This window comes from Mesorhizobium sp., from assembly GCF_004962245.1.
Lineage (GTDB): Bacteria > Pseudomonadota > Alphaproteobacteria > Rhizobiales > Rhizobiaceae > Mesorhizobium.
This window is the reverse complement of record NZ_SUHQ01000026.1, coordinates 45,205-68,739: the sequence shown is the minus strand read 5'-3', so window position 1 is coordinate 68,739 and position 23,535 is coordinate 45,205. Positions and strand designations below refer to the sequence as shown.

General features: G+C 63.6%; 17 protein-coding genes. 5 read left to right on the top strand and 12 right to left on the bottom strand.

The window, feature by feature from the left end; all coding sequences use genetic code 11:
- Positions 1 to 5 precede the first annotated feature (5 nt).
- Together E5X88_RS24670 and E5X88_RS24665 are read right to left on the bottom strand one after the other, a co-directional pair.
- A complete protein-coding gene (locus E5X88_RS24670; protein WP_292165911.1) occupies positions 6 to 3,383 on the bottom strand; it encodes a DUF2126 domain-containing protein in 3,378 nt (1,125 codons plus the stop codon).
- A gap of 112 nt (positions 3,384 to 3,495) precedes the next feature.
- A complete protein-coding gene (locus tag E5X88_RS24665) occupies positions 3,496 to 4,686 on the bottom strand; it encodes an acyl-CoA dehydrogenase (protein ID WP_292165908.1) in 1,191 nt (396 codons plus the stop codon).
- A gap of 100 nt (positions 4,687 to 4,786) precedes the next feature.
- On the opposite strand from E5X88_RS24665, the gene E5X88_RS24660 reads away from it, so the two are divergent.
- The 3 genes from E5X88_RS24660 to E5X88_RS24650 all read left to right on the top strand — a co-directional run bounded on the left by E5X88_RS24660 (position 4,787) and on the right by E5X88_RS24650 (position 6,394).
- Positions 4,787 to 5,683, top strand: a complete 897-nt coding sequence (locus tag E5X88_RS24660) for a LysR family transcriptional regulator (RefSeq protein ID WP_292165906.1) — start codon at positions 4,787 to 4,789, stop codon at positions 5,681 to 5,683.
- Positions 5,684 to 5,825: 142 nt separating this feature from the next.
- Entirely contained in the window at positions 5,826 to 6,083 is a 258-nt protein-coding gene (locus E5X88_RS24655) for a type II toxin-antitoxin system ParD family antitoxin (RefSeq protein WP_292165904.1), read from the top strand.
- Positions 6,083 to 6,394: a type II toxin-antitoxin system RelE/ParE family toxin gene (locus E5X88_RS24650; RefSeq protein WP_292165902.1), complete on the top strand. Its 312-nt coding sequence runs from the start codon at positions 6,083 to 6,085 to the stop codon at positions 6,392 to 6,394. Before E5X88_RS24655 ends, E5X88_RS24650 begins: the two co-directional genes overlap by 1 nt.
- Before the next feature lie 88 nt (positions 6,395 to 6,482).
- Here the strand turns inward: E5X88_RS24650 and E5X88_RS24645 are convergent, their stop codons facing one another.
- The 9 genes from E5X88_RS24645 to E5X88_RS24605 all read right to left on the bottom strand — a co-directional run bounded on the left by E5X88_RS24645 (position 6,483) and on the right by E5X88_RS24605 (position 18,591).
- Entirely contained in the window at positions 6,483 to 8,795 is a 2,313-nt protein-coding gene (locus E5X88_RS24645) for a Tex family protein (RefSeq protein ID WP_292165985.1), read from the bottom strand.
- Positions 8,796 to 8,926: 131 nt separating this feature from the next.
- Positions 8,927 to 10,108, bottom strand: coding sequence for a serine hydrolase (locus E5X88_RS24640; RefSeq protein ID WP_292165901.1), 1,182 nt, complete (start codon positions 10,106 to 10,108; stop codon positions 8,927 to 8,929).
- Positions 10,109 to 10,135: 27 nt separating this feature from the next.
- The gene (locus E5X88_RS24635; protein ID WP_292165900.1) at positions 10,136 to 11,332 is read right to left on the bottom strand and encodes a serine hydrolase; all 1,197 of its coding nucleotides are present in this window, start codon (positions 11,330 to 11,332) and stop codon (positions 10,136 to 10,138) included.
- 55 nt (positions 11,333 to 11,387) lie between these two features.
- Positions 11,388 to 12,815, bottom strand: a complete 1,428-nt coding sequence (locus E5X88_RS24630; RefSeq protein WP_292165898.1) for an amidase — start codon at positions 12,813 to 12,815, stop codon at positions 11,388 to 11,390.
- 119 nt (positions 12,816 to 12,934) lie between these two features.
- Entirely contained in the window at positions 12,935 to 13,969 is a 1,035-nt protein-coding gene (locus tag E5X88_RS24625) for an extracellular solute-binding protein (RefSeq protein ID WP_292165896.1), read from the bottom strand.
- Between the two features lie 13 nt (positions 13,970 to 13,982).
- A complete protein-coding gene (locus tag E5X88_RS24620) occupies positions 13,983 to 14,789 on the bottom strand; it encodes an ABC transporter permease (RefSeq protein ID WP_292165894.1) in 807 nt (268 codons plus the stop codon).
- On the bottom strand, positions 14,782 to 15,702 hold the full coding sequence (locus E5X88_RS24615) for an ABC transporter permease (protein WP_292165893.1): 921 nt from the start codon (positions 15,700 to 15,702) through the stop codon (positions 14,782 to 14,784). The genes E5X88_RS24620 and E5X88_RS24615 overlap by 8 nt, the downstream gene beginning before the upstream one ends.
- The gene (locus E5X88_RS24610; RefSeq protein WP_292165891.1) at positions 15,702 to 16,796 is read right to left on the bottom strand and encodes an ABC transporter ATP-binding protein; all 1,095 of its coding nucleotides are present in this window, start codon (positions 16,794 to 16,796) and stop codon (positions 15,702 to 15,704) included. Before E5X88_RS24610 ends, E5X88_RS24615 begins: the two co-directional genes overlap by 1 nt.
- 127 nt (positions 16,797 to 16,923) lie before the next feature.
- Positions 16,924 to 18,591, bottom strand: coding sequence for an amidohydrolase (locus tag E5X88_RS24605; RefSeq protein ID WP_292165889.1), 1,668 nt, complete (start codon positions 18,589 to 18,591; stop codon positions 16,924 to 16,926).
- Positions 18,592 to 18,760: 169 nt separating this feature from the next.
- On the opposite strand from E5X88_RS24605, the gene E5X88_RS24600 reads away from it, so the two are divergent.
- Both E5X88_RS24600 and E5X88_RS24595 read left to right on the top strand, forming a co-directional pair.
- Positions 18,761 to 19,792: a histone deacetylase family protein gene (locus E5X88_RS24600; RefSeq protein WP_292165888.1), complete on the top strand. Its 1,032-nt coding sequence runs from the start codon at positions 18,761 to 18,763 to the stop codon at positions 19,790 to 19,792.
- Positions 19,793 to 20,091: 299 nt separating this feature from the next.
- The gene (locus E5X88_RS24595) at positions 20,092 to 21,735 is read left to right on the top strand and encodes an MFS transporter (RefSeq protein WP_292165886.1); all 1,644 of its coding nucleotides are present in this window, start codon (positions 20,092 to 20,094) and stop codon (positions 21,733 to 21,735) included.
- A gap of 16 nt (positions 21,736 to 21,751) precedes the next feature.
- Here the strand turns inward: E5X88_RS24595 and E5X88_RS24590 are convergent, their stop codons facing one another.
- Positions 21,752 to 23,533, bottom strand: coding sequence for a chloride channel protein (locus E5X88_RS24590; protein WP_292165884.1), 1,782 nt, complete (start codon positions 23,531 to 23,533; stop codon positions 21,752 to 21,754).
- Between the last annotated feature and the right edge of the window lie 2 nt (positions 23,534 to 23,535).

Below are 23,535 nucleotides of genomic sequence, written 5' to 3'. Positions count from 1 at the left end.
GCTGATCAGAGTCTTGCAGGCCGCCGCAGGTCAAGGGTCATCGGGAAATCTTCAGAAGCTTCTTCGTTGCGCAACACGTAACCGGACGGCGTATGCCCGCGCGGTTCGAAACGGGCAAGCCGCCGCGCCTCCGCTTCGTTGCCATTGACCGGGAAGGTGTCGTAGTTGCGCCCGCCGGGATGCGCGACATGATAGACGCAGCCGCCGACCGCCCGGCCCGACCAGCGGTCATAGATGTCGAAGACCAGAGGTGTGTTGACCGGCAGCGCGGGATGCAGGCCCGAGGCCGGCTGCCAGGCTTTGAAACGGACGCCCGCCACCGCGATCTCTCTGGTGTCGGTCACCTTCATCGGCACGATGCGGCCGTTGCAGACGACGGCATGACGCTCCGGATTGAGCCCTTCGGTCTTCACCTGCAGCCGTTCGACCGAGGAATCGACGAAGCGCACGGTGCCGCCGATCGCGCCCTGCTCGCCCATGACATGCCACGGCTCCAGCGCTTGCCGCAGCTCCAGCTTGATGCCGGCATGCTGGACCTCGCCGCAGAACGGAAAGCGGAATTCGAGCTGCGCGTCGAACCATTCGGGACGGAATTCGAAGCCGTTCAGCTTGAGGTCGTCCAGCACGTCGAGAAAGTCCGCCCAGACGTAGTGCGGCAGCATGAAACGGTCATGCAGCGACGTGCCCCAGCGCACGAAGCGGCCATCGAGCGGGTTTTTCCAGGCGCGGGCGATGATGGCGCGCACCAGCAATTGCTGCGCCAGGCTCATGCGCGCATTAGGCGGCATCTCGAATCCGCGGAACTCGACCAGCCCCAGCCGTCCGGTCGGGCCGTCCGGCGAAAACAGCTTGTCGATGCAGATTTCCGAGCGATGCGTGTTGCCGGTGACATCGGTCAACAGATTGCGGAACAGCCGGTCGACCAGCCACGGCAATGGCGCATTGCCCTTGTCCGGGTGCGGCACCTGCGCCATCGCGATCTCGAGCTCATAGAGCGAATCGTGGCGCGCCTCGTCGAAGCGCGGTGCCTGGCTGGTCGGGCCGATGAACAGGCCCGAGAACAGATAGGACAGCGACGGGTGCCGCTGCCATTGCAGCACCAGGCTCTTCAAGAGGTCGGGGCGGCGCAGGAACGGACTGTCATTGGGTGTTGCGCCGCCGACGACGACATGGTTGCCGCCGCCGGTGCCGGTATGGCGGCCGTCGATCATGAACTTGTCGGCGCCAAGCCGCGTCTGCCGCGCCTCTTCGTAGATCGCTGTGGTCGTCGCCACGCAGTCCTGCCAGTTCGCAGCCGGATGGATGTTCACCTCGATGACACCAGGATCCGGAGCCACACGGATCACATTGAGGCGCGGATCGTGCGGCGGGCCGTAGCCCTCGATGTGCACCGGCAGGCCGATGGCCTTTGCCGCGTTCTCGGCCGCCGCGACCAGTTCGAGATAATCTTCCAGCGCCTCGACCGGCGGCATGAACACACAAAGCCGTCCGTCGCGCGGCTCGACCGACAGCGCGGTACGCACCGCTCCGCCGATCTCGGTGATCTCCTGTTCGACACGGTCCTGCTGACCGGTCGTGGCGGTGAAGGACATCGCCTGCTGGCGTCGCACCATTTCGTCGGCGCCTTCCAGTTCGGCCGGGGCAGCCTCCGGCAAAGGAGCGGCCTCAGGCACAATGGCCTCGCGCGCCGGCAGTGGTCCGCGCGGCAGCGAAGGATCAACCGGCACGATGTAGGGGAACTGCGCCGGCGGCACATAGGGAAGCGTGCCGAGCGGCAGGCGGTAGCCGACCGGTGAATCGCCCGGCACCAAGAACAGCCTGCCGCGCCGCGTCTTCCACTTCTCCGAACGCCAGCGCGGACCCGACGCCTGACTGTTCCAGCGCTGCACAGGCAGGACATAGCCCGACGGCTTGGTCAGGCCGCGCTCGAACACCCGCGCCATGCGGCTGCGCTCTTCGGGGTCCTCCAGCTTCGAATTGGACGGATCGACATTCTCCGGCAGCTTGCCTTCCTTGAGCAGCCACTCGGCTGGGTCCTCATAGGCTTCGCTGACCATCGCCTTGTCGATGCCGAGTTCATCGGCAATCGTCGTCAGCAGGCTTTCAGCCTGCTTCGGCCCAATATCTGCTTCGCTGTTTTCCCGTGCGATCAGCGATGGGTCGCTCCACACCGGCTCACCGTCGGTGCGCCAGTAGAGCGAGAAGGTCCAGCGCGGCAGGCTTTCGCCCGGATACCACTTGCCCTGCCCGTAGTGCAGGAAACCGCCGGGCGCGAAACGCTCACGCAGCCGGCGGATCAAAGCATCGGCCTTTTCGCGTTTTGTCGGGCCGACGGCGGCGGTGTTCCACTCCTCCGCCTCGAAATCGTCGATCGACACGAAGGTCGGCTCGCCGCCCATGGTGAGCCGGACGTCCCCTGCCTCGAGCGCGGCATCGACCTGATTGCCGAGCGCATCGAGCGCTTGCCAGCTTTCGTCGGAGAACGGCTTGGTGATGCGCGGGTGCTCGGCGATGCGGTCGACCCGCATGTCGAAGCCAAACTCAACATTGGCGAAGCTCGCCATGCCGGAAATGGGCGCGGCGTTGCGGAAATGCGGCGTGGCGGCCAGCGGCACATGGCTTTCGCCGGTGAGCAGGCCGGAGGTCGGGTCGAAGCCTATCCAGCCGGCGCCCGGCAGATAGACTTCGCACCAGGCATGGAGATCGGTGAAGTCGACGGCGGTGCCTGGCGGTCCGTCAAGCGCGACAAGATCGGGTTTCAACTGGATCAGGTAGCCGGAGACGAAACGCGCGGCGATGCCGAGGTTCCTCAGGATCTGCACCAGCAGCCAGCTCGAATCCCGACACGATCCCTTGCCGGCGGCCAGCGTTTCCTCGGGTGAGAAGACGCCGGTTTCCATGCGCACGATATAGGCGATCTCGCGCTGCAGCCGCGCATTGAGGTCGACGAGGAAGTTGACGGTGTTTTTGGGACTGCGATCGATGGTTTCCAGGAACGCCGACAGCAGCGGCCCGGCCGGCTCCGGCGTCCGGTAGATGGCGAGATCGTCGCTGATCTCTTCCGGGTATTCGAACGGAAAAGTTTCGGCCGACGGCTCGACGAAGAAATCGAACGGATTAAAGACCGTCATGTCGGCAACGAGGTCGACCTCGATCTTCAGTTCCGTCACCGGTTCCGGAAAAACGAAGCGCGCGAGGAAGTTGCCATAGGGGTCCTGCTGCAGGTTGACGAAGTGGTTCGCCGGCTCAACCTTCAGCGAATGGCTGAGCACCTTGGTGCGGGAATGCGGCGCCGGCTGCAGCCTAATGACCTGAGGGCCGAGAACGACCGGCCGGTCATATTTGTAATGGGTCAGGTGGTAGACGGCTGCCAGAATTGCCATGGTGCCCCGGAAGTCGGCGTTTCAAACGATGTCGCCGAACCCTGACACATCCGGCGGGCATTCTCCAAGCAGAGATGTTGCGGTGCACCTAATTTAAGCGACGGTTGCCGGCTTAGAAAAACGCCTGTATCCCCGTCTGCGCCCGTCCGAGGATCAGCGCATGCACGTCATGCGTGCCCTCATAGGTGTTGACGGTTTCAAGGTTCTGCGCGTGGCGCATGACGTGGTAGCCGATCTGGATGCCGTTGCCGCCATGCATGTCGCGAGCCTGGCGGGCAATGTCGAGCGCCTTGCCGCAATTGTTGCGCTTGACGATCGAGATCATCTCCGGCGCCATCTTGCCTTCATCCATCAGCCGCCCGACCCGCAGTGAGCCCTGCAGTCCGAGCGCGATTTCGGTCTGCATGTCGGCGAGCTTCTTCTGGAAAAGCTGCGTGCCGGCCAGCGGTTTGCCGAACTGCTTGCGGTCGAGGCCATATTGGCGGGCCCGGTGCCAGCAATCCTCCGCCGCGCCCATCGCGCCCCAGGAGATACCGTAGCGCGCCCGGTTTAGGCAGCCGAACGGCCCTTTGAGACCGGAGACGTTGGGCAGCAGCGCGTCTTCACCGACCTCGACGCCTTCCATCACCACTTCGCCGGTGATCGAAGCACGCAGCGACAGCTTGCCGCCGATCTTTGGCGCCGACAGCCCGTTCATGCCTTTTTCCAGCACGAAGCCGCGAATCTGGTTGTCATGCGCCGCCGATTTCGCCCAGACGACAAAGACGTCGGCGATCGGCGCGTTGGAAATCCACATCTTCGAGCCGGAGAGCTTGTATCCGTTCGCGGTCTTCTCGGCTCGCGTCTTCATGCCGCCCGGGTCGGAACCGGCATCCGGCTCGGTCAGGCCGAAGCAGCCGATCCACTCGCCGCTGGCGAGCTTCGGCAGGTATTTCTTGCGCTGCGCCTCCGAGCCATAGGCATGGATCGGATACATCACCAGCGACGACTGCACGCTCATCATCGAGCGATAGCCCGAGTCGATGCGCTCGACTTCCCGCGCCACCAGCCCATAGGTGACATAGTTGGCGCCGAGCCCGCCATATTCCTCGGGGATAGTGATGCCGAGCAGCCCGGCCTCGCCCATCTCGCGAAAGATCCCGGCATCGGTCTTTTCCTCGAGATAGGCTTCCTCGATCCTGGGAGCGAGCTTGTCGGCGGCGAAGGCCGCCGCGCCATCGCGCACCATCCGCTCGTCTTCCGAAAGCTGGTCCTCGATCAGGAAGGGATCTTCCCAGACGAATGCGTTCTTGTCGGCGGCCATGGCTCGGTCTCCAAATGCAGGGATGCCGGGCTTATCGGCTTCCGGCTCGAAAAAATCAAACGAAATTGCTTCACCTATCAATGAGCGTTAGTAATGGATTATGAACGTCCAGCGTCGCCTTTTGCCCGGTATCAGCGCCCTTGCCGCCTTCGAGGCGGTCGCCCGGCTGGGCAGCTTTACCGCCGCCGCGCAGGAACTCGATTTGACTCAAGGCGCTGTCAGCCGGCAGATCAAGCTCCTGGAGGACCAGTTCGGCCGCCGGCTGTTCGACCGCGACAGCCGCAATGTCAGGCTGTCGGTGGCAGGTGAGATCTATGCCGAAGCGGTGCGCGCCGCCCTGGGTCAATTGCGTGACGCAGCCCTTGGATTGATGAGCAATCGGCATACTGGCATCTTGAACCTCGCGATCCTGCCGACCTTCGGCACACGCTGGCTGATGCCGCTCATCCCGGATTTCGTCGAAAACAACCCCGACATCACCATCAATTTCGTCACCCGCATCGGCCGCTTCGACTTCGCTCGCGAAAGGCTCGATGCCGCCATCCATTTCGGCCTGCCCGACTGGCCGGACGCCGACTCGACGCTGCTGGTCCACGAAGAGGTGGCGCCTGTCGTCTCGCCCGAATTTCTGGCCGGCCGCGCCATTGCCACGCCTGCCGATCTCGGTCGCCTGCCACTGCTGCATATGGCTACGCGGCCCGGCGCATGGACGGAGTGGTTCGAGCATCAGGGTTTGAGTGCGCCGACCGGGCCGGGCATGCAATTCGAGCAATTCGGCACCGCCGCCCAGGCCTGCATGGCCGGGCTCGGCGTGGCGCTGCTGCCGCAGATCCTCATATCAGGCGAATTGCAGCGCGGCCAGCTCGTGCCGGCGCCGGGCCGACCAATGCAAAGCCGCAGCGCCTATTATCTTGTCGTGCCGCACGACAAGCGCGGTCATCCGCCGGTTGCCAGCTTTCGCGACTGGCTGCTCGGCCATGTACCAGCGGAAAGGTGACGGCTTCCGCTTCAACGCTTTGGCCAAGCACTCTCGCCGGGAGGCAGGGCTGCAGGATAACTCTCCCGGCGATCGACAGTTTTTCCTTGGCCGATTTATCATAAATTGATAATATTGGACAAAGTGTAAGGAATGCCAAGCCATGCCTGCCAGTTACAGTATCGGCTCCCGTTATGAAGCATTGGTGCGCGAGTTGGTTGAAAGCGGCCGCTATGCCAGCGCCAGCGAAGTTGTGCGCGATAGTCTACGCCTATTGGAAGAGCGCGAAGAGCAGCGCAAGGCAAAGCTTGCCGCGCTGCGCGAGGATATTCGCAGGGGTATAGAAAGTGGTCCCGGCATCCCAGCCGGGCAAGTCTTTGAGCGGCTGGAAGCAAAATATAGCGGCAAAAGCCGCACATAATGGCGGTCACATTTGCGCCAGCCGCCGCGCAGGACATTGAAGAGATTGGCGACTACATCCACGCCGAAAATCCATCTGCGGCTGGTCGCTTCATCACCGCGCTCAGGGTACGATGTGGCCGCATTGCAGACGCACCGCGTGGCGGTACTCCCCGCCCTGCCCTATGGCCCGGCCTGCGTTCCGTTGTATTTCAGCGCTATGTGATTTTCTACATTGCCGAAGGCGATGACGTGCGTATCGAGCGCATCTTGCATGGTGCCCGCGACATCCAGGCCATTCTCGAGGGGGGAGAACCACCCGACGGCGCTTGAACCGCGCCATCCGTCCCGTTGAACTGAAAGCTTGCGATCGACAATCGCCGGTCCGGCGTGGCGCGGTCTAATGTCTTTCGCGGAACAGCTACTTCCGCTTCAACGCATCCGCCAACGCGGCGCCGAATGCGCCCTGTTGCGCCGGCCGCTCCGGCTGGCGTTGCGGTGCAGGAGATCGCGGCACTGATCTGCCGCCATTGTCACGCGGCTTCGAAGCACCGCCGTCACCATCCTTGCGCATCGACAGGCCGATGCGCTTGCGCTTGATGTCGACCTCGACGACACGCACCTTCACCACATCGCCGGCTTTCACCACCTCATGCGCGTCCTTGACGAAACGATCGGCCAGTTGCGAGACGTGCACCAGTCCGTCCTGATGCACGCCGATATCGACGAAGGCGCCGAACGCCGCGACATTGGTGACGGTGCCTTCCAGCAGCATTCCCGGCTTCAAATCCTTGATGTCGTCGACGCCGTCGGCGAAGGTCGCGGTCTTGAAGCCTGGACGCGGATCGCGGCCGGGCTTCTCCAGCTCCGCCAGGATGTCACGCACCGTCGGCAGGCCGAACCGCTCGTCGACGAAGACACGCGGATCGAGCGCCTTGAGCGCGGCACTGTCGCCCATCAGCGAGCGGACGTCGCGCCCACAGGCGGCGACGATCTTCTTTGCCACGCCATAGGCTTCCGGATGCACGGCCGAGGCATCGAGCGGTTCGGTGCCGTTGGCAATGCGCAGGAAGCCGGCGCATTGCTCGAAAGCCCGCGGTCCGAGCCGCGCCACCTTCAACAGGTCGCGGCGGCTGGCGAAGGGGCCGGTCGCATCGCGATGCGCGATGATCCCTTCAGCCAGCGATGCGCCGAGACCCGAAACCCGCGCCAGAAGCGGCGCCGAGGCGGTGTTGAGATCGACGCCGACGGCATTGACCGCGTCCTCGACCACCGCTTCCAGCGAACGGCCGAGACGGTATTGATCGACGTCATGCTGATATTGGCCGACGCCGATCGACTTTGGCTCGATCTTGACCAGTTCGGCGAGCGGATCCTGCAACCGTCGCGCGATCGACACCGCGCCGCGCAGCGACACGTCGAGGCCGGGAAATTCAGCCGCCGCCGTCGCCGAGGCGGAATAGACCGAAGCGCCCGCCTCGCTGACGATAACCTTGAGCGGCTTCGGCCCGGACTCGGCAGGCATGTCGGACAGCATGTCGGCCACCAGCCGTTCCGTCTCGCGGCTGCCGGTGCCGTTGCCGATGGAAATCAGCTCGACCTTGTGCAGGCGGATGAGCTTCGCCAGTTCGGCTTGCGTGCCGCGCACATCGTTCCTTGGCGGAAACGGATAGACCGTCGTCGTCGCCAGCAGCTTGCCGGTGCCATCCACCACCGCCACCTTGACGCCGGTGCGGATGCCTGGGTCGAGTCCCATCGTGGCGCGCGAGCCGGCGGGTGCCGCGAGCAGCAAATCCTTCAGATTGCGTGCAAAGACGTGGATGGCCTCCTCCTCGGCACGTTCGCGCAGATCCCGCATCAGATCGAGTGTCAGGTGCAGCGACAGCTTTATCCGCCAGGTCCAGCCCGCCACCTCCATCAGCCAGCGGTCGCCTGGCAACTGGCGGCCGATGGCGTAGGCGTCGGCAATCATCCGTTCGACCGGCTTCACCGGAGATGCATCGTCGGCATCGACCTCGATGTCGAGCGACAGCACCTCCTCGTTGCGGCCGCGCAGCATCGCCAGGGCGCGATGGCTCGGCACATTGGCCCAGCGCTCTACATGGTCGAAATAGTCGGAGAATTTCGCGCCGGCCTCCTGCTTGCCGTCGACGACGCGTGAGCGCATGAAGGCGCGTTCCTTCATATAGGCCCGCAGCTTGCCGACCAGGTCGGTATTCTCGGCGAACTGTTCGGACAGGATGTCGCGCGCGCCCTCAAGCGCCGCCTTGGCGTCGGCAACCTCTTCGCCGACATAGGCCAGCGCCAATTCGCCAGGCACTGCCGCTCGATCGGCGAGGATGGCCTCGGCCAGCGGTCCCAAGCCACGCTCGCGCGCGATCTCGGCCTTGGTCCGGCGCTTCGGCTTATAGGGCAGATAGATGTCTTCGAGTTCCGCCTTGGTGGCGGCCTCAGCGATCTTCGTCTCTAGCTCTTCGGTCAGCTTGCCTTGCTCGCGGATCGAACCAAGGATGGTGTCGCGGCGCGCGTCGAGTTCGCGCAGATAGGCGAGCCGCTCGGCCAGCAGGCGAAGCTGCGTGTCGTCCAGGCCACCGGTGACCTCCTTGCGGTAACGCGCCACGAACGGCACCGTCGCACCTTCGTCCAGCAGCCCGATCGCCGCAGCAGCCTGTTCGGGCCGGGCAGCGATCTCGGTCGCTATGATTGCTGCGATGCGCTTGATGTCGGATGCCATGTCGTTCCTGCTGTCCTGTCGAAGAGAGCGGCGACCATAGGCGCAGAGTGTCGCCCCGCCAACCGCCGCGTTTTCGATCATCCTGACAGTTCCACAGGAAAGCTGCGATGCCAGGGGTTACCTGGATCGGGTCAGACCATCAGACTCAGCGCCTTGAAGAAGGCAACGATCTCCACATCGAGCGGCTCGTCGACCGGCTCCGGCTGCGACGACATCTTCGCGATGACGACCTCCGCCTTCGGATCGACGTAGAGCCACTGGCCGTGGATGCCGATGCCGCAGAAGGCGCCGCTTGCCGCGCCCGTCTGGTACCATTTGTTGCGGTAGCGGCCTTGCGGAAAGAGGAACGCCATCGTGCCGCGCTGCCAGGCCTCGATGTCTCCGCCTGTGCCGGTCGTGTCGCGCACCCAGGCTTCCGGGACGATGCGGCGGCCGTTGGTCATGCCGCCTTGCCGCATCATCTCGCCGACACGCGCCAGATCGCGCGGCGTCACCGAAATGCCGCCGGCCGCGCGCGCCGTGCCTGCCATGTCGACGGTCACCGAGGCTTCGCTGGCCGCGCCGAGCGGCAGCCACAATTTCTCGTGCATCAACTCGGCGAAGCGCTGGCCGGACGCGCGCTCCAGCAGGATGCCGAGCAGGTCGGAATTGGGCGAGCGGTAGCGGAAGGTCTGGCCATGCGGCTCGGCCAGACGTTGCAAGGTCAAGATGAAGCCGGCCAGGCTTTCGCTGCCGCCGCCCGGATTCCACAGCGTCGCGCGGCGGTAGCGGGCAAAGGCGCTTTCCGGATCGAGATAGGCTTCTTCGAAGTCGAGGCTGACGGCCATGTCGAGCACATGCCGCACGCTGGCATCGCCATAGGCCGAACCGGCGGCTTCCGGCAGATAGCGGGTTATCGGAGCCTGCGGATCGAAAACCCCCTCGCCTTCCAATATGCCGGCAAGAATGGCGGTCAGCGACTTGCTTATCGAGAAGATGATGTGGCGCGCACCGAAATCCATATGCGGTGCGAACCAGTCGCCGACGAGCTTGCCGCCCTTCATGATCGTCAGCCCGTCGGTATCGGAACGCGTGAGAAAGGACGCAACGGTCTCCGGGCCGCCAGCCAGAGTGACTCTCTCGCCGAGCAGTCCATCAAGAGCCCGCGCTGGCGCCTCACCGCCGGCTGGCGCTGCGGCCACGCGCGCGCTCGGCACCAACTCTCCGACATTCTGGAACGACCACCGGCTGAACGGGCTTTCGCGCCAGTTGCCGAGCAGCACCTGGTTGCGGGCAAAGCCGTATCTGGTCTCGAACACGGTCTTGCCGGTCATAGCGTTTCCTTCCGATCTTTTTGAAATTCAAGCCAGCGCAGCGGCGATGGCGTGCACAGCTTTCATCGTCGCCTCCGAATAGGCGATGTTGGTGAAGTCCGGGTAGCTCGAAAGCTTCACCACGACCATTCTCGTGTTCCAGTCGATATGGATCAGCTGCCCGAACACGCCCCGGCACATCAGCGCGCGCGAACGCGGATCCTCGATCCAGAACTGGTTGCGGTAGCTGCCCTCCGGCAGGCTGGGATTGAAATCCGGTCCATGCCTGCCGTTGCGCGTCGCTTCGATCCAGTCGGCCGGCACCACGCCGCCGCCATTATCGAGGATCAGCTGGCCGAAACGGCCATAGTCGCGCAGCGTGGCGTTGAAGCCGCCATCAGCGACGGCGTAGCCGGCGCTGTCGACGGTGAAGCAGGCGCTTTCATCGGCTCCGAGCTTTTGCCAGAGTTCTTCCGAAACCAGTTGCGCCAGCCGCTTGCCGGTGACCCGCTCCATGATGAAGGCGAGCACGTCGGTCTCGATCGAACGGTATTCGAACGCGGCACCATGCGGCCGGCTTGTCTCCTTGAGCCCCAGGATCAGCTCGAACATATGCGACGGCCACTCGAAGGCCGGATCGCTGCCCGGCGGCACCGGTTTCCAGCCCGAGGCGACATCGACCTGGCCGATATCGGAATAGGGGTCGGTGTATTCCTCGGAAAAGCGCACGCCGGTCGTCATATCAAGCACATGCTGCACGCTGGCACCCGCCCACCCGGTGGCGTCGAGCTCCGGCAGATAGGTCGTCACCGGCAAGGCCGGATCGATCAGGCCGCGCCCGACCAATATGCCGAACACCGAAGCGGTGACCGATTTCGCCATCGACTGCGACAAATGCAGCGTGCGGTCGGTCATGCCGTTGAAATAGCGCTCATAGGCGACCTTGCCGTCCTTGAGCACGAGCAATCCGTCCGTATAGGTTTCGTCGAGCAGTCCGGCCAGCGTCGTCGGCTGACCCGTGCTGTCGCTCACCGGCAGGGTATCGAGATCGACTTCGGCGCGCTCGAACCGGCGGCGATGGCCATTGCCGCGCCAGACTTCGACGGTCGGCAGAAATTCGCGGATGTGCTGGAACGCCCATCGGTTCCAGGGTCCCCTGTCCCAATCGAGCTTCGGCGGCACCATCAGCGGGGGCGAGCCCTGCATGATCGGCGGCGCCGGTTCGCTGTTGCGGTAGGAAGTCATTGCATACTCCGGGATCGTCCCGACGGTTTTGCTTTCAGTGCGGCCGTGCCGTCCGTCATAGTTTCGGCCGGCGCGCCTTTTCTCCGTACCAGCCACCGACTGCTTTTTCATAGGCCATGCCGGCGCGGAACACATCTTCGTCGCTGTAGGTGCGGCCGACGATCTGGATGCCGGTCGGCACGCCGCTCTTCGCGTGGCCGGATGGAACCGACAGCACCGGACAGCGGCTCATCGTGTTGAACGGTGTCGTCATCACCCAGCCGAGCGAGGGATCGACAATCTTGCCGTTGATCCTGACCTCGTCCTTCGACTGGTCATGGTCGGCAGGCACCGACGGCAACGCCGTGGTCGGGCAGATCAGCACATTGTATTTCTCGAGCAGCGGCCCAAGCGTCATGTACATGCGTCCGGCCACTTCCAGGCTGCCGACGAAATCGGTCGCCTTGGAACCTGCTCCCTCCTCGGCGAATTTACGGGCGTAGGTCGTCATCTCGTCGGCATGGTTGGGCAGCAGCTTCGACAGGAACGCACCGAACAAATGGTTCAGATAGGCGAGCCCGGCCTCCAGCACCTCGGGTCCCCAGCCGAGATCGACTTCTTCAACCTTGGCGCCCAGTGAACGAAACACATCGAGCGCTTTCTTTGTGTTCTTCACCACTTCCGGATCGACCTCGAAGCCGCCGAGATCCATCGAATAGGCGATCTTCCAGCCCTTGATCGGCTTGAACCTGGTCGGCAGCGTCAGCTTCGGCCGAAGCGAAGCTATGTCCAGCGGGCTGGGACCTGTCATGACATTCTGCAGCAGGATCGCGTCCTCCACCGTGCGTGCCAGCGGCCCGGTGTGGCAGTAGAAGTCGAGGTTGAAAGGAGGGTCGTCCGGGTTGCGGCCATAGGGCGGCTTGTAGCCGACGACACCGCAGGCCGATGCCGGAATGCGGATCGAACCGCCGATATCGGAACCGGTGGCGATCGACGAGGTGCCGGATGCGAGCGAGGCGCCCGAGCCGCCCGAAGAGCCGCCGGGCGTGAACTTTGTGTTCCATGGATTGCGGGTGACGCCCCACAGCCTCGACCAGGTGTAGGCCGCGCAGGAAAATTCCGGCGTCGCGGTGCGTGCGTGGACGATGCCGCCCGCCTCGATGATGCGTTCATTCATGGTCGAGGTGGCATCGGCAACGAAATCCCTGGTGATCAACGAGCCGCCGGTGGTCGGCTTGCCCTTGATGTAGCTTTCATCCTTGATGCCGACGGGCAGTCCCTCGAGCGCTCCTGTCTTCCTGCCCTTGGCGTATTTCGCCTCGGCCTTCTTCGCCAGCGCCATCGCCTCGTCGAAATGGGTGTTGGTGAAGGCGTTGACCTTGTCCTTCGTCGCCTCGGCGCGCGCGATGACCGCTTCCATCAGTTCGACCGGTGAGAGCTTCTTCGCCCGGAAGCGCTTCAGCGCCTCGCTTGCCGGCATATAGCAAAGATCGAGATCGGACATGGCAGGCGGACTCCAGGCGCGCCAGGCGCCGGCCCGACGTCGGTTCTTGTCGAAGGCATTCCGTTGATGGATTCACGCAAGACCCGGCAGCCTTGGCTGCCGGGTCCAAGGTAGGGCGATTACTTCTGCAGTTCGGTCCAGATCCTGGTGTAGAGCGCCTGCACGTCGGGCGCGCAGCTCAACATGAACTTGCCCTTGTCGGCGAACTCGGCGGGGATATTGACCTCCGGCGCCGTCTTCATGTCCTCGGGCATGAAAGCTTCCGATCCCTTGATGCCGTTGGCGTAGCGCGCAAAAGACGAGATCAGCGCCGCGTTTTCGGGATCCATGATGAAGTTCTGGAACAGCTTGGCGTTTTCGACGTTCTTGGCGTCCTTCAGCACCGCGAGATTGTCCATCCAGATCGGATAGCCTTCCTTCGGATAGCCATAGACCATGTCCTTGTTCTGCAGGCGGGCGCGGAAGGACGCGCCGTTCCAGTCGACGCTGGCTGCGAAGTCGCCCTTGGCGAACTTCTCGACCGTGCCGTAGTCCATGGAGATCCATTTGGGCTTGGCCGCCACCAGCGCATCGCGCACCTTCTTCAGCACTTCCTTGTCGCCGGTGCAGGGCTCGCCGCCGACATATGTGATGGCAAGATGCATGATGTCGGCCATTTCGGGCACGACATTGACCTTGCCGACTAGTTCCGGCGGCGGATCCATGAAGATGGCGGAAGTGTTGGGATCGCCCTTGTAGACGGAGGTGTTGACTGTCACGCCGGTCGTGCCCCACTGCCACGGCACGGTGTATTTGCGGCCTGGATCGAAGGGAACGTCGACCCATTTCGGGTCCATGTTCTTGAAGTTCTCCATCTTGCTGGGCTCTGTCTCCAAGAGCAGACCTTCCTGGATCCAGATCGGCACGAAGCTCGCCGAAGGCACCACGATGTCGAAGCCGCTGCCGCCCTGCCTGATCTTGGCGAGCGCCGTGTCGTTGGAATCGTAGTCGGTGACTGTCACCTTGACCTTGTATTTTTCCTCGAATTTCTTGATGAGGTCGGGGCTGGTGTAGTTGCCCCAATTGTAGATGTTGAGTTCGCCGTCGGCGCGGGCGAGACCCGCCGAGGCGAACAGCGCGGCGCTGAGCGCCGTCGCAGTCAGTTTCCAATTCATCGTTTCTCTCCTGTCACTCCTGATCTTTTTTCCTGCTGATGAAAAAGAAGACGGTGACGATCAATATCGAGATCAGCAGGAACACCGTCGAAATCGCGTTGATTTCCGGCGTGATAACGCGCCGGAACTGGCCGAGCATGTAAGTCGGCAACGTATCCTGGCCGCCGGACTTGACGAACTCCGTGATGACGACGTCGTCCAGCGAGATGACGAAGGCCAGCATCAGCCCGGCAAGGATGCCTGGCCAGAGCAGCGGAAAGGTGACGCGCCGAAAAGCCTTCCAGGGTGTCGCATAGAGGTCGGCCGCAGCGATCTCCAACGACAGATCCATGTTCTCGAGCCGCGCCCGGATCGGCAGATAGGCAAAGGGAATGCAAAAGGCCGTATGCGCGACCATCAGGTAGCCCAGCCCCGAATAGCCGGTCCAGATCTTGATGCGCGAAAAGAAGATCAGCAGTGCCACCGCGGTGACGATTTCCGGCACCATCAGCGGCTGGTTAATGAAGGCGTATTTGAAGCCGAGGCCGGGATATGGCTTCGTCCGGGTCGTGGCAAGCGCGGCCATGGTGGCGACGATCGTCGAAACGATCGCCGCGACGGAACTGATCTGCAGCGATCGGATAGAGGCGTCGACGACCTGGTTGTTGTTCCAGGCCTGGTAGAACCAGCGCAGCGACACACCTTCCCAGATCGCGATCGAACTGCCGGCGTTAAAGGCATAGACGACAAGCGTGATGATCGGCAGGTACAGCGCGAAAAAGCAGATCATCGCGATGGTCGCGAAGCCGGTCTGCCGGCGGATGTCGAAGCGGCTAGCCATGCGTGCCGCCCTGACGCCCGGCGGAGCGGACATAGAAGAGCAGCGCGACCATCACGATCGCCATCAGCGAGATCGACAGCGCGGAGCCGAGCGGCCAGTTACGGCCTTGCCCGAACTGCAGTTCGATGAGATTGCCGAGCATCATATTCTTCGTCCCGCCGAGCACGCGCGGGGTGACATAGGCGCCGAGCGCCGGGATGAAAACGAGGATCGAGCCGGCGACGATGCCAGGCTTGACCAGCGGAATGATGACTCGCCTCAGCACCTGGAACCGGTTGGCGTAGAGATCGTACCCCGCCTCGACCAGCCGGAAGTCGATCTTCTCCATGCTGGCATAGAGCGGCAGCACCATTAGCGGCAGATAGACATAGGTCATGCCGACCATCAGCGCGAAATCGGTGAACATCATCTGGATCGGTTGGCTGATGATGCCGAGCTTGATGAGCACCGTGTTGACGATGCCCTCGTTGCGGATCACCTCCTGGATGGCGAAGGTGCGGATCAGCAGATTGGTCCAGAAAGGGATGGTGATCAGGAACAGCCAGATGTCGCGCTGCCGCGCGGGCCGGGTGGCGATGAAATAGGCGGTCGGGAAGCCAAAGAGCAGCGTGAAGATCGTCGTCAGAAACGACAGTTTGGCCGAGCGCCAGAAGATCGACAGATGCGCGTCCGCAAAGGCCAGCGTGTCGTCGAAGATGTCGCGCTGCATCACCACCGACAGCCAGCCGTCCGTGGAGAATTTCCACACCACGTCGCCATAGGGCCCCGGCGTCAGGAACGAGTAGATCACCACGATCAGCAGCGGGCCGGTGGCCGCCAGCAAGATGATGATCAGTGCCGGCGCCGACAGAAGCCAGCGACCACGGATCTCTCGGCGTTCGGCTTGCTCGGCGACTTCTTCCGCGCTAGCCATCAGTCCCTCAGTATCTGTGCGGCGTCGTTGCCGATCGAAATGCCGACTCTGTCTCCCAGCTCGAAACCGCAGCCGGCGCTGCGCGTGTTCTGCTGGCGCACGGTGAAGGCCTCGCTGCTGTCCAGACGAACATGGATGTGGGTGTCGGTGCCGAAATAGACGATGTTCTCGACCGTGCCTGACAGGTCGCCCTTGCCGCTGGTAAGTTTGGCATGCTCCGGCCTGACCACCACGGTGGCGTTATCCTTCGGCTGGAAGCCTTCAGCCACGGTCGCGTCGATCGTCACGCCGGATTTGAGCGTTGCGCGTGCCTTGCCGTTGCCCATGCCTGATATGGCTGCGGTCAGGAAATTGGTTTCGCCGATGAAGTCGGCAACGAAGCGCTCCGCTGGCTTGTCATAGATATCCCAGGGCGTGCCGATCTGCAGGATCTTGCCCGACGACATCACCGCGATGCGGTCCGACATGGTCAGCGCTTCTTCCTGGTCGTGGGTGACGAAGATGAAGGTGATGCCGGTCTCATGCTGCAGCCGCTTCAGCTCGATCTGCATCTCCTTGCGCAGCTTGAAGTCGAGCGCCGACAGCGGCTCGTCGAGCAACAGCACTTTCGGCTGCGGCGCCAGTGCCCGCGCCAGTGCCACGCGCTGTTGCTGGCCGCCGGAAATCTGGCTGGTGCGGCGGTTGCTGAGCGCCTCCATCTTGACCAGCTTCAGCATCTCGGCAACCCGCGCCTTCACTTCGGTCTTCGGCTTGCCGAGCATTTCGAGGCCGAAACCGATGTTCTCGGCCACCGTCATATGCGGGAACAGCGCATAGTTCTGGAACACGGTGTTGACCGGTCGTTTGAACGGCGGCAGCGGTGCGATGTCCTGGCCATGCAGCAGGATCTCGCCGGCGCTCGGAAAGTCGAAGCCGGCGATCAGCCGCAGAAGCGTCGTCTTTCCGCAGCCGGACGGACCAAGCAGCGTGAAGAACTCATTTTCACGGATCGACACCGAGACCGTGTCGAGAGCGGCGACCTGTGACTCCCCGATACCGAAGACCTTGCGGACGCCACGAACTTCAATTGCATTTCTACCCGGTTGTTCCGGCACGATTACCCCATTTCTTGTGTCCGCTCTTTATGGCGGATCCAGTTCCCACTCGATTGTCAGCACACGGCGTGTGGCTTGGCAAGCATACATCTGAATCCCGATTCAGAACGCAATTCCCGTGCCACCGTCATGCCTGATAAGTGACCTTGCCGCCGCAGATCGTCGTCACCGGCCGCACCGTATGCAGCGCTTCCGGCGCGGTCGCCTCGATATCGGCTGAGAGCACCACGAGATCGGCCATAAAGCCGGTCTTCAGGCGGCCTTTACGATGCTCCATGAACTCGGCGTAGGCGCCTTCCACCGTGTAGCCGCCGAGCGATTCATGCAGCGAGAAGCTCTGGTCGGGATCGCTGTCTGCCCACGGTTTGCGCAGCATTGCCGCCTGAATGCCCAGGATCGGATCGATCTGCGACACTGGCCAGTCGGAGGCGAAGACGACCCGCGCGCCGGCATTCTTCAGCGTCCGCCACGCATAGCTCAGCGGCCAGCGGGCGCGCCCGATGCGCGACACCGTCGGCTCCAGCGGCAAGCCCATGCTGCCCGGCGGATGCGGCGGCTGCATCGAGGCAATAACGCCAAGCTTTGCGAAGCGCGGCACGTCGGCGGCGGTGACCACTTCGATATGCTCGACCCGATGCCGGCTGTCGCGCCTGCCGTTTTGTTTCTGTGCCGCCTCGTAGCCGTCGAGGACAGCGAGTACGGCACCGTCGCCGATCGAGTGCACCGCCATCTGCAGCCCGCGCCTGTCGACGGCCACGGCTAGGTCGATGAACTGCTGCGGCGTGAACAGCGGCTCGCCCGCCCAATCCGGACGATCCGCATAAGGCTCGACCATCACCGCCGTCCATGAATCGAGCACGCCGTCGTAGAACACCTTGACCATGCCCGACGACAGCCATTCGCCATTGTAGCGCTCAGCCATCGTCGACGCCTTGTCGAGCATGTCGAGCGTCATGAAATTCTTGTAGTGGAACGGCACCTGCACCCGGCAGAGCAATCCGCCTTCGGCCTCGATCTCGGACAGGAGTTCGAGCTGGTGCAGATTGCCGTCCATGTTCTGGATCGATGTGATGCCGTGCCTGGCACACCATTCCAGCCCGCGGCGCATGATCGCCCGGTCGGAGGCCTGCTGCGCCGGCGTCGGCTTAGGGTCCGGCTCGCCGCCGGTGGCCAGGCCGAGCCGCACGCGACCCTCGCCGGCCAGTGCGATCAGCGGCCCAAAAGCCTCGCCCTCGCGCAATTCGCCGCTGGCCAGCCCGTCATCGCCCATGACGATCTCATTGCCCGGGCCAAGCTGCTTGCCCCCAAGCAGGCCGGCCATTTCCAGCGCCTTGGTGTTCGCCCACATGGTGTGGTGGTCGGGCGCCGCCATGACGAAGGGCCGGTCCGGCAGGATGCGGTCCAGATGATGGCGGCTGACCCGCTCGGCCGCCGACAGGATGGTGTAGTCGGCGCCTTGCGCCTGCAGAATGGGCAGGGCCGGGCGCTTTGCGGCATAATGGCGCACAGCGTCGCAAAGCGCCTCAAAACCGTGGACGCCCATCAGTTGGAGATGATCGAGCTCGGCCGCGCCGGCGAAAAGATGCATATGCGCTTCGATGAAGCCGGGCACCACGGAGCCGCGCCCGGCGTCGATGACGCGCGTGCCGGGGCCTTTGTGCTCCAGCACAGTTGCGCGATCTGCGATCGCAATGATCTCACCACCCTTGACGGCTATGGCTTCGGCGCGGGGGGTATCGGGATCCATCGTCAATATGCTGGCGTTCTCGACGATCAGATCGGCCGATAGCGGCATAATTTTCTCCCGTTTGAGCTTAGGCTAGCAGAGTATTGGCGTCTGGCAAGCCGTCTGCTGCCACTTGGAATAACACTCTGGAATGCCTCTTGGCGGCGCTGAAACTCTCTGCCACAAAGCAGTCTGTCAACGACAGATGCGCAACTCGAAGAGCGAGCCGGCCCCAAAAATGAAGACTGTTTTCTCCCCTCTCCACGCCGGTCATGCCGGCAACATCGAGCTCATTTCAGGCGCCATCGTACCGGCCTTCGAGAAGCCCTCGCGCGCCGAGTTCATCAAGGCGAGGGTGGAGAGCGAAAAGCTCGGCCCGATCCTGCCACCCGAGACCCACGATCTGGCTGCCGCCAGGAAAGTGCATACCAACGACTACATCGATTTCCTGCCGACCGTGTGGCCGCTCTGGGAGGCGTCCGGCCGGACAGGTTCGGCTCTCCCCTTCACGTGGCCGACGCGCGGCCTGCGCGGCGATGTGCGTCCCAGAACCATCGATGCGCTGCTTGGCTTTTACTCCTTCGACGGCGGCGCCACCTTCGTCAAAGGCACCTGGGAGGCGATCAAGTCGTCCTATGACGTGGCGCTGACCGCGGCCACCCTGGTCAAGGACGGCGAGGCGTCCGCCTTCGCGCTCTGCCGCCCGCCCGGCCATCACGCCGGCGCCGCCTTCATGGGCGGCTACTGCTACATCAACAACGCCGCCGTTGCCGCGCAATGGTTCCGCGACCAGGGCGCCAAACGCGTCTCGATCCTCGATGTCGACTACCATCACGGCAACGGCACGCAGGAGATATTCTACAACCGCGACGACGTGCAGGTGCTGAACCTGCACGGTGACCCGATGACCGAATATCCGTTCTTCCTTGGCCATGCCGACGAACGCGGCGCCGGGCCCGGCGAAGGCTTCAACCTCAATTATCCGATGCCGTTCGGCACCACATGGGACGCCTGGAATGCCTCGCTGGAAGACGCCTGCGCGAAACTTGCGGCTTACGCTCCCGATGTCGTCGTCGTCTCGCTCGGCGTCGACACGTTCGAGAAGGATCCGATCAGCCAGTTCAAGCTGAAAAGCGCCGATTATCCCAAGATCGGCCGCCGCATCGCCAGGCTCGGCCTGCCGACGCTGTTTGTCATGGAAGGCGGCTATGCCGTCGAGGAAATCGGCGTCAACGCCGTCGGCGTGCTGACCGGATTCGAGGATCGGTAAGAGGCATCCGACCGAACCGGTCAGGATCGCCGGCAGACGCCTTTGGAGGCAACCTCACCGGAGCGCTCCATACCGCAGGCAAGACGCTGGCTGACGTGGAGTCGGCTGCAACTATACAGCCTTGCGATGCGCGGGAAATTATTGTCCGGGCATATTTTTGCCTCCGCTATCCTGTTGTTGGACCATGATCTTTTTCGAAAAGGCGTTCGCCCTTTGCGATGTGATGTTCTATTTTGAAAGGACGGTATGAGGGGCCGATTCACCGGAAGACGTCAGCATTTGAAGTCGGGGAAATATCCATGATCGACGACGAGCCGGACAGCGAACGCGTCTCGGCGCTGGCGCCGTTCCGGCACGGCATTTTCCGCGCCGTGTGGTCCGCCAGTCTGGTCTCGAATTTCGGCGGCCTGATCCAGGGCGTCGGCGCCGCCTGGATGATGACCACCATCGCCACCTCGTCCTATCAGGTCGCGCTGGTCCAGGCCTCGACCACCTTGCCGATCATGCTGTTTGCGCTCGTTGCCGGTGCCATCGCCGACAGCTTCAACCGGCGCAAGGTCATGCTGATTGCCCAGACCTTCATGCTGGTCGTCTCGGTCCTGCTGACCGTCTTCACCTACCTTGGCCTGATAACGCCGTGGACGCTGCTCGCCTTCACCTTCCTGATCGACAGCGGCACGGCGCTCAACAACCCGTCATGGCAGGCTTCTGTCGGCGACATGGTGCCGCGCGCCAAGCTGCCGGCTGCCGTCGCGCTCAACTCCTTGGGCTTCAACCTGACGCGCAGCGTCGGGCCGGCGATCGGCGGCATCATCGTTGCCGCCGCGGGTGCTGCGGCGGCCTTTGCCGCCAACGCGCTGAGCTACGTCGGGCTCATCATCGTGCTGGCCCGCTGGAAGCCGGACCTGCCGGCCTCGACGCTGCCGCGCGAGACGCTGGGCGCGGCGATGGGCGCCGGCCTGCGTTACGTCGCCATGTCGCCCAACATCGGCAAGGTGCTGGTCAGGGGCGCGGCCTTCGGCTTCAGCGCCGGCGCGGTTCTGGCGCTGCTGCCGCTGGTGGCACGCGACGTCGTCAAGGGCGATGCCTTGACCTACGGCATTATGCTCGGCGCTTTCGGCATCGGCGCCGTCGGCGGCGCGCTGATCAGTGTCCGGCTGAGGCAGATGCTGTCCAGCGAGACGATGGTGCGCATGGCATTCGCCGGCTTCGCGCTCTGCGCCTTCAATGCCGCCGTCAGCGACCACGCCTGGCAGACGTCGCTCGGGCTGCTCATCGGCGGCGCCTGCTGGGTGATCGCGCTGTCGCATTTCAACGTCACGGTGCAGATGTCGACGCCGCGCTGGGTCGTCGGCCGGGTGCTCTCGGTCTATCAGACGGCGACCTTCGGCGGCATCGCGCTCGGCAGCTGGATCTGGGGTGTCGTCGCCGATGCGCATGGCGCCGAATTCGCGCTGATCGCGGCCAGTGTCGCGATGCTGGCGGGCGGCGCGATCGGCCTCTTGCTGCCCTTGCCGCAGCAGGCGGTGCTCAACCTCGATCCGCTGAACCGCTTCAAGGAGCCGCATCTCGGCCTCGACCTCAAGCTGCGCAGCGGCCCCATCGCCATCATGATCGAGTACATCATCCGTGAGGAGGACGTGCCGGAATTCCTCGCCACCATGGCCGAACGCGGCCGCATCCGTCGCCGCGATGGCGCCCGCAACTGGACGCTGGCACGCGATCTCGAAAATCCCGCAATATGGATCGAGCACTATCACACGCCGACATGGCTCGAATACATCCGCCACAACAAGCGGGCCACCCATGCCGACGCCGTCATCGGCGAGCGTATACGGGCGCTGCACAGCGGCGACGAGCCGCCCCGCGTCCGCCGCATGATCGAACGTCCGACAACCGCCGGCACGGCGATCGTCATGCCGAAAGGACCGATTGAGCATTAGGCGGTAGTTTGCCGCCCTACCCCTCGCCCGACAGATCCCGCCGCGCCTTGTCGAGCTCCTCGGCATAGCGCCGCATCAGATGGCCTTCGGTCAAAAGCCCGACGACGACGCGGTTCGTGAAATCCTCCACGACCGCAAGTTCCTCGGCGCCGGCGCGCTGAAAGGTTTCGGCCGCGGATTGCACGTTCATGCTCGGCACCAGCACGGCGTCCTTGAACCTGGCCAGCGACAGCACCGGCGTCTCACCGTCGGACAGGTCGCTGTGCAGCTCGGCAACAATCAGCACGCCCATATAGTGCTGCCCGGCATCCACCGCGACGACGCGCTGGGCCGAACCGAGCGGCACTTCCTGGCGAAAAGCCGCCAGCGTTTTCGAGGCATCGATGGTGCGGACGTCCTTTCGCATCATGCTTCCGACCGTCAGGCTGCGCATCCAGCCGACATCATGCGCGCTGCGGATCGTCTCGCCGCGCAGATGAAAACGCCATGTCGAGAAGGAATAGCCGAATGTTTCGCGCACCAGGATCGCCGCCATGATCGAGGCCGCCAGCACCACTCCGGTGAGTGTCAGGTCACGGGTCGATTCCAGCGCCAGGAACGTCACCGTCAGCGGGCCGCCGACGACGCCGACAGCCAGCGACGTCATGCCGACGACAGCCGCGACCGCGGGATCGATGCCGGTCGCCGGCGAGACGAACGCCATGACCTCGGCGAACATCTTGCCGAGCAGGGCACCGAGAAACAGCGAGGCGAAGAACAATCCACCGCGAAAGCCCGAGCCCAGCGAGATGGCCGATGCCGCCAGCTTGAGCACGAAAACGCTGGTCACCACGGCGAGCCCGTAATTCATCGCGAATTCGCGATGCAGCGCGCCGTGGCCGCTGGACAGGACCTGCGGCGTGATCAACCCCAGAAGCCCGACGATGCAGCCGCCGATGAAGGGGCGCAGCGAGGCATCGATGGCAAGCTGTGCGAAACCGCGCTCGACCAGCGTCACCAGATGCATGACGGCGATGGAAGCGCCGCCGCCCAACAATCCGAGCAGCAGGAACGGAAAATACTGGCTGAGGGTGAGCGCCGGCAGGCCGGAGAGCTCCAGCGGAAACGGAACGCCGCCAAAGACCTCGGCGGTCAACGAGGCGCAGATCGCGGCGGCCATGACCGGCGCCACATTGGCGACCGAGTAGATGCCGATGACCAGCTCGAAACCATAGAAGGCGCCGGTCAGCGGCGCGTCGAAGGCGGCAGCGATCGCACCGGCTGCGCCGCAGCCGACCAGGATGCGAACATCGTTGCGACGCAGCCTGAAGAAGCGCGCCAGCCGCGACGCCAGGCCGGAACCGACTTGCGTATAGCCGGCCTCCAACCCGACCGAAGCGCCGAAGCCGCTCGAGATCATCGTCTGCCCGGCAATGATGAAGGTGTCGGTCAGCGACATGCGCCCGCCATAGAGCGCATTGGCTTCAATCGGATCGATCGGGGTGCGGAACTTTCGCACTCTCAGCCAGATTACCGTCAGCCCGAGCAGGATGCCGCCGATCGCCGGCATCAGCGCCTGCACCGGTTTCTCCAGCGAAAACATCGCTGAAAGTCGCCCACCGGGTTGAACGCCGAACAGCAGTTCGTGCAAGTATAACACCAGCTCGCTCATTCCCGTGACCAGCACGCCCGCCATCACCCCAACCACGGCGGCCAGAACCACGACGACGATGCCGCGCGCCTCGAGCAGCGGCAGCGACCGGATCAGCACCGCGCGCAGCCGGCGGGCATAGACTTGTGGTTCGTTTCTGGAAAGCACCA